9 protein-coding genes are annotated in these 12,399 nt (G+C 59.4%); all 9 read right to left on the bottom strand.

Annotated features, from left to right (window positions below):
• Positions 1-94: 94 nt before the first annotated feature.
• The gene (locus F8N82_RS04630; RefSeq protein ID WP_038994048.1) at positions 95-1,153 is read right to left on the bottom strand and encodes a Wzz/FepE/Etk N-terminal domain-containing protein; all 1,059 of its coding nucleotides are present in this window, start codon (positions 1,151-1,153) and stop codon (positions 95-97) included.
• Between the two features lie 559 nt (positions 1,154-1,712).
• A complete protein-coding gene (locus F8N82_RS04625) occupies positions 1,713-1,961 on the bottom strand; it encodes a DUF1049 domain-containing protein (protein WP_052251393.1) in 249 nt (82 codons plus the stop codon).
• A complete protein-coding gene (gene ihfB / locus F8N82_RS04620) occupies positions 1,954-2,271 on the bottom strand; it encodes an integration host factor subunit beta (RefSeq protein ID WP_038994046.1) in 318 nt (105 codons plus the stop codon). Before ihfB ends, F8N82_RS04625 begins: the two co-directional genes overlap by 8 nt.
• 246 nt (positions 2,272-2,517) lie before the next feature.
• Positions 2,518-4,197 carry a 30S ribosomal protein S1 gene (gene rpsA, locus F8N82_RS04615; protein ID WP_038994045.1) on the bottom strand — a complete coding sequence of 560 codons (1,680 nt, stop codon included), beginning with the start codon at positions 4,195-4,197 and terminating at the stop codon, positions 2,518-2,520.
• Between the two features lie 125 nt (positions 4,198-4,322).
• Complete coding sequence (gene cmk / locus F8N82_RS04610) at positions 4,323-5,009, bottom strand: (d)CMP kinase (RefSeq protein ID WP_038994044.1); 687 nt, start codon at positions 5,007-5,009, stop codon at positions 4,323-4,325.
• On the bottom strand, positions 5,006-7,246 hold the full coding sequence (locus tag F8N82_RS04605; protein ID WP_038994043.1) for a bifunctional prephenate dehydrogenase/3-phosphoshikimate 1-carboxyvinyltransferase: 2,241 nt from the start codon (positions 7,244-7,246) through the stop codon (positions 5,006-5,008). Before F8N82_RS04605 ends, cmk begins: the two co-directional genes overlap by 4 nt.
• 44 nt (positions 7,247-7,290) lie before the next feature.
• Positions 7,291-8,385, bottom strand: a complete 1,095-nt coding sequence (pheA, locus tag F8N82_RS04600) for a prephenate dehydratase (protein ID WP_038994041.1) — start codon at positions 8,383-8,385, stop codon at positions 7,291-7,293.
• The gene (gene serC / locus F8N82_RS04595; RefSeq protein WP_162195908.1) at positions 8,385-9,470 is read right to left on the bottom strand and encodes a 3-phosphoserine/phosphohydroxythreonine transaminase; all 1,086 of its coding nucleotides are present in this window, start codon (positions 9,468-9,470) and stop codon (positions 8,385-8,387) included. The genes pheA and serC overlap by 1 nt, the downstream gene beginning before the upstream one ends.
• A 101-nt stretch (positions 9,471-9,571) precedes the next feature.
• Positions 9,572-12,214 carry a DNA gyrase subunit A gene (gene gyrA, locus F8N82_RS04590; RefSeq protein ID WP_038994036.1) on the bottom strand — a complete coding sequence of 881 codons (2,643 nt, stop codon included), beginning with the start codon at positions 12,212-12,214 and terminating at the stop codon, positions 9,572-9,574.
• Between the last annotated feature and the right edge of the window lie 185 nt (positions 12,215-12,399).

The raw sequence follows: 12,399 nt of genomic DNA, 5'->3' as shown, positions 1-12,399 counted from the left end.
TGTCGTCAGACGACGAAACACGGATTGTGACATTTTCCGAATCGATGGACCAGCCTCAAATCATCCTGAACGCCCTATATCCATTGCCACGAGTTCAGTTTTGGCGCTTGTGATGCATGGCTTGGGCGTATAGGTAATGCATGAGAGCTACAATCCCGCCCAAAATCAGACCAAGTACCAATCCAAGTACGACGATCAACAGCTTCTGCGGACGGACAGGCTGATCGGGCAATTCGACAACGCCGTCCTGCCTGTAAACCGCCACCAAGGCAGGGTCGATGCTTAAATCGTTGTAGAACGAAAGCGCTGACTGCTGCACCCTGAGGCTTGCAATGAATGGATCATCCGACTGACGATCCTGCAGGTTTTTGATCTCGGCTTCCAGAGCTTTGCTCCCTCGCATGTAAATCAACGAACCGTCCATCTTCGCAGAAACTTCTGTCGACAGGCTGTCAGAAATTATTGGCGGTTTTTCCAGGCCTATGGATTTCGCAATCAGCAGGGCTTCCTTGAGCTGAACAATTTCGTCTTCGCGCTGCTTACGAGTGCTTTCTCGCGCTGCCGAGATCTGCCGCTGCAAGTTGTTTGCTTTCACCAACGCATCGCTCTTGGCATTTTTCAACACCTCCTGCTTTGCCCGATCTCCGGCTAGTTGGGCGTAACTAGCCACCCAGTCCACGGCCTGTTGCGGGCTAAGCAGATTGGCGGTGATCGAAAAGCGCGTTGGCGCCTCCTTGTTCTCAAGACTTACAGATAGCAGCTTGCCAAATCGGGCGTACAGCTCATCTTGAGAGCCTTTACGCTGCGCTTCTGGCAACGTGGGCAAATACACAGTCTGGAAGAAGCTTCGACGCAAGGATTCAGATTGTAGATGCCTGAGGAAAACCTCGTAGACATCCTTGACGGAAAACAGTTCTAAGCCAACATCATTGCCACGCCCATAGTTGAGATAGGCAATGTCATTCTGAGTAGGGGGCTGGACAAAAACCTTTGCTTGATAAACCGGCGAAGAAACTAGCACGTAAGCGACGGCGGCGAGAAAAACCACTATAGCGGTGCCAAACATCAAAAGCTTGCGCTGCCATAGGCCTTGAATCAAATCAAGAAAATCGATTTCATTACTCTGAACTAAACGCTCTTGATCACGGGTCATTTATTGTCTTTTTCCTTAGATCTGTCTCATCAAGTACTGCCGGCATTCAGTTCTCAGTATACGCAGCAACGAATTACAAACAGAGGCGGGATCGTTTTCGCCCTACCCCTAAACTGTCTTAGCAAACTCCACAGGCACTACAAAAAAGTGACTCCATTCAAGCTTAGCTGAACATTTAAAATAAATGCTGGGAACAGCGCCCAAGCAATAACCCTGGAGAAACTCCCACCTACACGCCAGGAAGCACCTGGTGGCAGCACCCTCGGGAAGGCAACTTGACTACATCGGTGCTCGCACTAACGCCACACACCCGACATCTGCAGAATAGAGGACAATTGCTGCTTGTTCTAGCCCGAGAGGCAGAATAGGAATTTTCTTACCCCGAAAGGATAAATTGGTCAAAATACGTGTATATATGCGCCCCCCCCCACACCAAAAATGAGACCCCTGTCACTTGGCAAAGTTCAATGGGAAAACCCGCTCGAAGCACGGCCTCAACGCCGAGCCAGGCGGCACTCACCTAACGCGAGCGTAGAGTTGCGGCATAGTCTGGACAGGGTCACTTAGTCAAAAACTGTTTCTTACGGCTCCCGCGGGCGCACCAGGCAATCATCAACACCAACAAAGGACCCGCCGACAGACCAGCTACAAGCGCAGCCACCAGTAACGCCGCCACAGGCAACGCCGGAAGAGAATAGCTAATAAAAGATAGCGTTACTTCTTGCTGGTTTTCCAGGATGAACGTCACGGTAACTACAGCGAGCATCGCCAGCAGCACGACGACCAACAGACGGCTCAATTTATGCACGGACCTCTCCTTCATGCTCGCCACTACCCTCTTCCTCATTAACCCGATCCCGCAATTCCTTCCCCGGCTTGAAGTGTGGCACAAACTTGCCATCCAGGCTGACGGACTGCCCGGTTTTCGGGTTGCGACCTACGCGGGGGGCGCGGTAATGCAGGGAGAAGCTGCCGAAGCCGCGGATTTCGATGCGGTCGCCAGTGGCCAGGCACTGGGACATTTGCTCAAGCATGGTCTTGATGGCCAGCTCGACATCCTTGGATGAGAGCAGCCCTTGATGGGTGACAATACGTTCGATCAGCTCCGACTTCGTCATATTTTTCCCTTCTTTATCAAGCAGCTAGATCATTGCTCCGTTGTTTTTAGCATGACCTGAGGGATTTGAACAGGGCGGTTCTTGACTTAATCGGATTTTGAAGGAATACGCCTTGGCGCATTAGATAATGGCGGTTTGCCGCTAATTTCGCCGAAGCTCGCTGGCACAAGGGTTTCAGCGCTTGAGAGGAATCCCAGGCAGAAAAAAGGGTGACCGAAGTCACCCTTTTTTAAACACCAGCAGAACTTAGTTCTGTTTGGCCATTGCCTGACGCAGCAGCGCGGCCATGGTGGTGTCAGCAGCTTCCGAAGGAGCAGCTTCTTTCAGGCTTTGGATAGCCTCTTTCTCTTCAGCGTCGTCTTTCGACTTGATCGACAGCTGGATGACGCGCGATTTGCGGTCAACGCTGATGATCTTCGCTTCGATCTCTTCGCCTTCCTTCAGGACGTTACGCGCGTCTTCAACGCGGTCACGGCTGATTTCGGAAGCTTTCAGAGTGGCTTCGATATCGTCGGCCAGGGTGATGATGGCGCCTTTGGCGTCAACTTCTTTTACAACACCCTTAACGATTGCACCCTTGTCGTTCGACTGAACGTACTCGGAGAACGGATCGCTTTCCAGCTGCTTGATACCCAGGGAGATGCGCTCGCGCTCTGGGTCAACAGACAGGATGACGGTGTCCAGCTCGTCGCCCTTCTTGAAGCGACGTACGGCTTCTTCGCCGACTTCGTTCCAGGAGATGTCCGACAGGTGAACCAGGCCGTCGATGCCGCCGTCCAGACCAATGAAGATACCGAAATCGGTGATCGACTTGATGGTGCCGGAGATCTTGTCACCCTTGTTGAACTGGCCAGAGAAGTCTTCCCATGGGTTGGACTTGCACTGCTTGATGCCCAGGGAGATACGACGACGCTCTTCGTCGATGTCCAGAACCATGACTTCCACTTCGTCGCCGACTTGTACGACTTTCGAAGGATGGATGTTCTTGTTGGTCCAGTCCATTTCGGAAACGTGTACCAGGCCTTCCACGCCTTCTTCCAGCTCTGCGAAGCAGCCGTAGTCGGTCAGGTTGGTAACACGCGCCATGACGCGGGTGCTTTCTGGGTAACGAGCCTTGATAGCAACCCATGGGTCTTCACCCAGTTGCTTCAGACCCAGGGATACACGGTTACGCTCGCGATCGTACTTCAGAACCTTGACATCGATCTCGTCGCCAACGTTGACGATTTCCGATGGGTGCTTGATACGCTTCCAAGCCATGTCAGTGATGTGCAGCAGGCCATCAACGCCGCCCAGGTCAACGAATGCGCCGTAGTCGGTGAGGTTCTTGACGATACCTTTGACTTGCTGGCCTTCCTGCAGGGATTCCAGCAGAGCTTCGCGCTCGGCGCTGTTCTCGGCTTCCAGGACGCTGCGACGGGAAACGACAACGTTGTTGCGCTTCTGGTCCAGTTTGATGACCTTGAATTCCAGCTCTTTGCCTTCCAGGTGGGTGGTGTCGCGCACTGGGCGGACATCAACCAGGGAACCAGGCAGGAACGCACGGATACCGTTAACGTCGACAGTGAAGCCGCCTTTAACCTTACCGTTGATAACGCCCTTGACCACTTCTTCGGCGGCGAAAGCTGCTTCCAGAACAATCCAGCACTCGGCGCGCTTGGCTTTTTCACGGGACAGTTTGGTTTCGCCAAAGCCGTCTTCGACCGCGTCCAGCGCAACGTGAACTTCGTCACCGACCTTGATGGTCAGCTCGCCAGCTTCGTTGTAGAACTGCTCGAGCGGGATGACGCCCTCGGACTTCAGGCCAGCGTGTACGGTAACCCAGTCGCCGTCGATGTCGACAACGATACCGGTGATGATCGCACCCGGCTGAAGATTGAGGGTTTTCAGGCTTTCTTCAAAGAGTTCTGCAAAGCTTTCGCTCATTTTAATTCCTGTAGATTAGGGCGGGACATACGCCCATCAGCCACATTCCAGACAATGTGGGTTTCGTTCATATAAAGGAAAGCCGACAGGACGTTGACTGGTGCCCCTGCCTGCTCTCCTGGTCATCAGGCGATATCGCGCAGGGCGATCTCGCTCTTGATGCGTTGCAACACCTGCTCGATGGACAACTCCGTGGAATCCAGCTGGATCGCATCGGCCGCCGGTTTTAGCGGGGCCACTGCGCGCTGGGTGTCGCGCTCATCACGCGCACGAATCTCATCTAGCAGACTCGACAGACTAACATCTTCGCCCTTGCCCTTCAACTGCAAGTAACGGCGACGAGCACGCTCCTCGGCGCTGGCGGTCAGAAAAACCTTCAACGGCGCATCCGGAAACACCACGGTGCCCATGTCGCGACCATCGGCAATCAGCCCCGGCGCTTCCTGGAACGCCCGCTGGCGCTGCAGCAGGGCCTCGCGCACCGCTGGCAGCGAGGCGACCATGGAGGCGCCGGCACCTACGGTTTCGGTACGGATGACATTGCTGACATCCTCACCCTCAAGAATGATCTGCTGCAGCTTGCCCGGCTCGGCGGCAATGAACTGCACGTCCAGATGGGCGGCCAAGGCCTTGAGCAGCTCTTCGTTGGTCAGGTCGACACCGTGGTTGCTGGCATTGAATGCCAGCAACCGGTACAGCGCGCCGGAATCCAGCAGGCGCCAGCCCAGCTCGCGGGCCAGCAGGCCGGCAACGGTGCCCTTGCCCGAACCGCTTGGCCCGTCGATGGTGATGACCGGGGTGCTGGAATTCACGACTTGCCCTCTTCTGCCACGCGGATACCGACTTCGGCGCACAACGCGAGGAAGTTCGGGAACGAGGTCGCGACGTTGGCGCAGTCATGGATACGGATCGGCGCCGTCGCACGCAACGAGGCAATACTGAAGGCCATGGAGATGCGGTGGTCGCCATGTCCGTGCACCTCACCGCCACCAATCGCGCCGCCGTCGATAATGATGCCGTCCGGGGTCGGCTCGCACTTCACGCCCAGGGCCAGCAGGCCGTCGGCCATGACCTGGATACGGTCGGATTCCTTGACCCGCAGCTCTTCGGCACCGCGCAACACGGTACGCCCTTCGGCGCAGGCGGCAGCGACGAACAGCACCGGGAACTCGTCGATAGCCAGCGGCACCAGGTGCTCGGGGATCTCGATACCTTTGAGTTTAGCTCCGCGCACGCGCAGGTCAGCCACCGGCTCGCCGCCGACTTCACGCTGGTTTTCCAGGGTGATGTCGCCGCCCATCAGGCGCAGGATGTCGATGACGCCGGTACGGGTCGGATTGATGCCGACGTGCTCGAGCAGCAGCTCGGAGCCTTCGGCGATCGACGCCGCGACCAGGAAGAACGCCGCCGAGGAAATATCCGCCGGCACTTCGATATGAGTGGCCGTCAGCTTGCCGCCGGACTCCAGCGAAGCCGTAGGGCCGTTGACCTCAACGCTGTAGCCGAAACCGCGGAGCATGCGCTCGGTGTGGTCACGGGTCGGCGCAGGCTCGGTGACAGTGGTCTTGCCTTCGGCGTACAAGCCGGCCAGCAGCAGGCAGGATTTGACCTGGGCGCTGGCCATCGGCAGCGTGTAGGTCAGGGCCTTGAGCGTGTGGCCACCACGGATGGTCATCGGCGGACGACCTTCGGCGGCGGTTTCGATCACTGCGCCCATTTCCCGCAACGGGTTGGCGACGCGGTTCATCGGCCGCTTGGACAGCGAGGCATCACCGGTCAGCACGGTGTCGAACGTCTGCGCAGCCAGCAGGCCGGAAAGCAGACGCATCGAGGTGCCCGAGTTGCCCAGGTAGATCGGGCCCGGTGGCGGCTTCAGGCCATTGAGGCCAACGCCGTGGATGGTCACCCGGCCATGGTGCGGGCCTTCGATGACCACACCCATGTCGCGGAAGGCTTGCAGGGTCGCCAGGGCATCTTCGCCCTCAAGGAAACCTTCCACTTCAGTGGTGCCTTCGGCCAGGGAGCCGAGCATGATCGAGCGATGGGAAATCGATTTGTCACCTGGTACACGAATACGGCCAGACACACGGCCACCAGGATTTGCCAGGAAAATCAGGTCGTTGGAGTTCATAGCGTCCACATAGGCCCGGCGGGCCAGGATTTTACTGAAATGCTCGCGGGCAACCCGGGCGCGCGTGAAGACGCCCAGCAGTTGATGCCCATCCCCTGCATCGACCGCGTCGCGCAAGGCGTCGAGATCGCTGCGAAATGTATCCAGTGTGCGCAGGACAGCTTCGCGGTTGGCGAGAAAGATGTCGTGCCACATAACCGGGTCGCTTCCGGCGATTCTCGTGAAATCGCGGAAACCTCCGGCAGCGTAACGGAAGATATCGAGGTTTTCATTGCGCTTGGCCAGGGAATCGACCAAGCCGAAGGCCAGCAGGTGTGGCAGATGACTGGTGGCGGCCAGGACTTCGTCGTGGCGCTCGACCTGCATGTGCTCGACATCGGCCTCCAGCGCGCGCCAGAGCCGGTCGACCAGTGCCAGGGCGGCTGGATCGGTTTCGGCCAGCGGCGTGAGAATGACCTTATGGCGACGGAACAGCGAAGCATTGGAAGCCTCCACCCCGCTCTGCTCGGAACCGGCAATCGGATGCCCAGGCACAAAACGCGGCAAACGCCCAGCAAGGGCCTGGCGCGCGGCGCGCACGACATTGCCCTTGGCGCTGCCGACGTCGGTCAGCACCGCTTGGCCGAGATCCAGCTGAGCCAAGCGGGCGAGGAGCTTTTCCATGGCCAGGATCGGCACGGCCAGCTGGATGACGTCAGCGCCGATGCAGGCGGCGGCGAGGTCTTCTTCGCAGCGATCGACCACGCCCAGCTCCACCGCCAGCTTGCGCGACTGCGGATCCAGATCGACACCGACCACTTCGCGGCACAGGCCGCTCTCACGCAAGCCTTTGGCGAAGGACCCGCCAATCAGGCCCAACCCGACCACCACCAGCCGACCGATGATCGGCTCCGGTTTGTTTACCACGACTTCAACCACGGAGCTGGACCCTGTTCAAAACTGCATGTACGCCACTCATAGCCTCAAAGTACCGCTTTGGGGTAGGAACCCAGTACCTTCAGGGCCACGGCTTCCTGACTGATCTGCTCCAGTACGGCCTTGATCAGCGGATCACGGTGGTGGCCGACGAAATCGATGAAGAACACGTAGGTCCATTTACCGCTGCGCGAAGGACGAGTCTCGATACGGGTCAGGTCGATACCGTTCTCGTGGAACGGCACCAGCAGCTCGTGCAAGGCGCCCGGCTTGTTGCTCATGGAGACGATGATCGAGGTCTTGTCGTCGCCGGTCGGCGGCACTTCCTGGCTACCGATCATCAGGAAGCGCGTGGAGTTGTCCGGACGGTCTTCGATCTTCTCGGCCAGGCGGGTCAGGCCGTACAGGCCAGCCGCCATGTCGCCGGCGATGGCCGCCGAGTTCCACTCACCCTTGACCCGCTTGGCCGCTTCGGCGTTGCTCGACACCGCCACGCGCTCGACATTCGGATAATGGGCGTCCAGCCACTTGCGGCACTGGGCCAGCGACTGGGCATGGGAGTAGATACGGCTGATGCTGTCGGTCTTGGTGTTCTCGCCCACCAGCAGGTGGTGGTGAATGCGCAGCTCGACTTCGCCGCAGATCACCATGTCGTGCTCAAGGAAGCTGTCGAGGGTGTGGTTGACCGCACCTTCGGTGGAGTTCTCCACCGGCACCACGCCAAAGTTGACGGCACCGGCCGCCACTTCGCGGAACACTTCGTCGATGGCCGCCATCGGCTTGCTGATCACCGCATGACCGAAATGCTTCATCGCCGCAGCCTGGGTAAAGGTACCCTCGGGGCCGAGGTAGGCCACTTTGAGCGGCTGCTCCAGGGCCAGGCACGAAGACATGATTTCGCGGAACAAGCGCGCCATCTCTTCGTTGCCCAGCGGCCCCTGGTTGCGCTGCATGACGCGCTTGAGCACCTGCGCCTCGCGCTCAGGGCGGTAGAACACCGGGGTCTCGCCCTCGGCCAGGGTCGCGGTTTTGACCCGCGCCACTTCCTGCGCGCAGCGGGCACGATCACTGATCAGCTCGAGAATCTTCTCGTCGAGACTGTCGATGCGCACCCGCAGCGCCTTGAGTTCCTGCTCCGACATCATCCGTGCTCCTTCTCGAATTCAGCCATGTAATCAACCAGCGCTTCAACGGCATCCAGGCCAAGCGCGTTATAGATCGAGGCACGCATACCGCCAACCGAACGGTGCCCCTTGAGATTCAACAAGCCACGGGCGTCGGCTCCGGCGAGGAAGGCCTTGTCCAGGCGCTCGTCGGCCAGGCGGAACGGCACGTTCATCCACGAACGGGCGTTGACGCTGATCGGGTTGGTATAGAATTCGCTGTTGTCGATGAAGCCATACAGGCGGTCTTTCTTGGCCCGATTGCGCTGCTCCATGGCTTCGACGCCGCCCTGCTCTTTGAGCCACTCGAAGACCAGGCCCGACAGGTACCAGGAATAGGTCGCCGGCGTGTTGTACATCGAGCCGTTGTCGGCCGCAACCTTGTAGTCGAGCATGGTCGGGCAGCTGCTGCGGGCACGGCCGAGCAGATCTTCACGAACGATCACCACCACCAGGCCGCTCGGGCCGATGTTCTTCTGGGCGCCGGCATAGATCAGGCCAAAATCGGAGACATTGACCGGGCGCGAAAGAATGTCCGAGGACATGTCGACCACCAGCGGCACGTCACCAGTCTGCGGCACCCAGTCGAACTCCAGACCACCGATGGTCTCGTTCGAGGCGTAGTGCACGTAGGCGGCGTTCTTGCTCAGGTTCCATTCGTTCTGACCCGGGATCGCCAGGTAGTCGTAGGCCTTGGCGCTGGCAGCAACGTTGATGTGGCCGTAGCGACGGGCTTCTTCGATGGCTTTTTTCGACCAGATACCGGTTTCGATATAGTCGGCGGTGCCGTTTTCGGGCAGCAGGTTGAGCGGAATCTCGGCGAACTGCTGGCTCGCACCGCCCTGCAGGAACAGCACCTTGTAATTGGAAGGAATGGACATCAGGTCGCGCAGATCCTGCTCGGCCTTCTCGGCAATGGCCACGTAGTCATCACTACGGTGACTCATCTCCATCACCGACAGGCCTTTGCCACGCCAGTTCAGCATTTCAGCCTGGGCGCGCTGCAGTACAGCGTCAGGGAGCGCAGCAGGGCCTGCGCAGAAGTTAAAGGCTCGTTTGCTCACATCCACTCTCGCTCTGCTCTTGATGTCCGCAGGAGCCAGTCGGGCAGCGAGCCGTGCCCGACTGCCGCGACCTCCCCCACCAGGATTGCGCTACTAATAGATTATTCCGGCTGTGCCTCTTCGTCGGCAGCGGCGTCGGCCTGTGGCGCCGCATCGGCATCCACCTCGGCGCCATCCACGTCGGCGTCGAAGTCCTCGTCACCTTCCTCTTCGGACGGCTCCTGGACCCGCTCCAGACCCACCAGGGTCTCGTCGCTGGCCAGCTTGATGAGGGTCACACCCTGGGTGTTACGGCCCAGGCTGGAGACTTCGCCGACACGGGTACGGACCAGGGTGCCTTGGTCGGAAATCAGCATGATTTCCTCACCGTCCTGCACCTGCACCGCCCCGACCAGGCGACCGTTACGCTCGTTGCTGACCATGGCGATAACGCCCTGACCGCCACGCTTGTACTCGGGGAATTCGCCGATTTCGGTACGCTTGCCATAGCCACGTTCGGAAGCGGTGAGGATCTGGCTGCCCTCTTCCGGGATGATCATGGAGATCAGCTTCTGCCCTTCGGCCAGGCGCATGCCGCGTACACCGCGGGCAGTACGGCCCATGGCACGAACGTCGGATTCCTTGAAGCGGGTCACCTTGCCGGCGTCGGAGAACAGCATGACCTCACGTTCGCCATCGGTGATGGCTGCAGAAATCAGCACGTCGCCTTCGTCCAGCTCCAGGGCGATCAGGCCGACACTGCGCTGGCGGCTGAAGGACTCCAGCGGGGTCTTCTTCACGGTGCCGTTGGCGGTCGCCATGAAGATGAAGTGACCTTCGGTGTATTCCTCGACCGGCAACATGGTCGAAATGTACTCGCCCTCGTCCAGCGGCAACAGGTTGACCAATGGTCGACCACGCGCGGCACGGGAGGCTTCGGGGATTTCATAGGTCTTGAGCCAGTACACCTTGCCCTTGCTGGAGAACAGCAGCAGGGTGGTGTGGCTGTTGGCGACCAGCAGGTGCGAGATGTAGTCCTCGTCCTTGACGCCGGTAGCCGACTTGCCCTTACCACCGCGGCGCTGGGCCTGGTAGGCGGCCAGCGGCTGGGTCTTGGCGTAGCCGCCATGGGAGATGGTCACGACCCGCTCTTCTTCCGGGATCATGTCGCCCAGGGTCAGGTCCAGACGCGCATCGAGGATTTCGGTGCGGCGTACATCACCGTATTCGGCGCGGATCAGCTCCAGCTCTTCGCGGATCACTTCCATCAGGCGCTCGGCGCTGTTGAGGATGCGGATCAGCTCGCCGATCTGGTTGAGGATCTCCTGGTACTCGGCCAGCAGCTTCTCGTGCTCAAGGCCGGTCAGGCGGTGCAGACGCAGGTCCAGAATGGCCTGGGCCTGTTCCGGCGACAGGAAGTACTTGCCATCGCGCAGACCGAACTGCGGATCGAGGTTTTCCGGACGGCAGGAGTCGGCGCCAGCGCGCTCGACCATCACCTGCACGGCACTGGACTCCCACGGGGTGCTGATCAGCGCTTCCTTGGCCTCGGACGGCGTCGGCGAAGCCTTGATCAGGGCAATGACCGGATCGATGTTGGACAGGGCAACCGCCTGGCCCTCAAGGATGTGCCCGCGCTCACGCGCCTTGCGCAGTTCGAACACGGTACGACGGGTGACCACTTCGCGGCGGTGGCGAACGAAGGCCTCGAGCAGCTCCTTGAGGTTCAGCACCCGTGGACGGCCGTCGATCAGCGCGACCACGTTGATACCGAAGACACTCTGCAGCTGGGTCTGGGCGTAGAGGTTATTGAGGATCACCTCAGGCACTTCGCCACGACGCAGCTCGATGACGATACGCATACCGTCCTTGTCGGACTCGTCGCGCAGCTCGGTAATACCTTCGAGCTTCTTCTCCTTGACCAGCTCGGCGATCTTCTCGATCAGACGCGCCTTGTTCAGCTGGTACGGCAGCTCGGTAACGACGATCTGCTGGCGGCCACCGACCTTGTCGATGTCTTCGACCATCGAGCGGGCGCGCATGTAGATACGGCCACGGCCGGTGCGGTAGGCCTCGATGATGCCCTGGCGGCCATTGATGATCGCCGCAGTCGGGAAGTCGGGGCCGGGGATGAACTGCATCAGTTCATCGATGGTGATGTCGGCGTTGTCGATCAGCGCCAGGCAACCGTCGATGACTTCACCGAGGTTGTGCGGCGGAATGTTGGTCGCCATTCCCACGGCGATACCGCTGGAACCGTTGACCAGCAGGTTGGGGATCTTGGTCGGCATGACCGCCGGGATCTGCTCGGTACCGTCGTAGTTGGGTACCCAGTCGACCGTCTCTTTGTGCAGGTCGGCCAGCAGCTCGTGGGCCAGCTTGGTCATGCGCACTTCGGTGTATCGCATGGCAGCGGCGTTGTCGCCGTCGACCGAACCGAAGTTACCCTGGCCGTCGACCAGCAGGTAACGCAGCGAGAACGGCTGAGCCATACGTACGATGGTGTCGTAAACGGCGGTATCACCATGCGGGTGGTACTTACCGATCACGTCACCGACCACACGGGCGGATTTCTTGTACGGTTTGTTCCAGTCGTTACCCAGTTCGCTCATCGCATACAGAACGCGGCGATGCACGGGCTTCAAGCCATCACGCGCATCGGGCAGTGCACGCCCGACAATGACGCTCATCGCGTAGTCGAGGTAGGACTGTCTCAGCTCGTCTTCGATATTGACCGGGAGGATTTCTTTGGCCAGTTCGCCCATGAGAAGCCTGATTCCTTTTTCTGGTGAAACCTCGTCACATCCATATGGGACGAACGAAGCTCGCCGCTGCAAAGTGACTCCTTGCAACGACTTACGACAAATCAACGAGTTATGCCATGGATCTGCGCAGTAAAGGCAGCCCCGTGGGGCGGCCTTGGAAACCGTCGGATGTTACCACAATCGCC

Source organism: Pseudomonas fluorescens (assembly GCF_902497775.2).
In the GTDB taxonomy this organism is placed as follows: Bacteria; Pseudomonadota; Gammaproteobacteria; order Pseudomonadales; family Pseudomonadaceae; genus Aquipseudomonas; species Aquipseudomonas putida_F.
Note: the sequence above shows the minus strand (reverse complement) of the source record. Positions and strands in the feature narration are given on the sequence as shown.

Excerpts from the sequence above, each read along its gene's own strand:
- F8N82_RS04630 (WP_038994048.1), bottom strand. The coding sequence starts at position 1,153 with ATGACCCGTGATCAAGAGCGTTTAGTTCAGAGTAATGAAATCGATTTT.
- ihfB (WP_038994046.1), bottom strand. The coding sequence starts at position 2,271 with ATGACGAAGTCGGAGCTGATCGAACGTATTGTCACCCATCAAGGGCTG.
- rpsA (WP_038994045.1), bottom strand. The coding sequence starts at position 4,197 with ATGAGCGAAAGCTTTGCAGAACTCTTTGAAGAAAGCCTGAAAACCCTC.
- pheA (WP_038994041.1), bottom strand. The coding sequence starts at position 8,385 with ATGTCGGAGCAGGAACTCAAGGCGCTGCGGGTGCGCATCGACAGTCTC.
- gyrA (WP_038994036.1), bottom strand. The coding sequence starts at position 12,214 with ATGGGCGAACTGGCCAAAGAAATCCTCCCGGTCAATATCGAAGACGAG.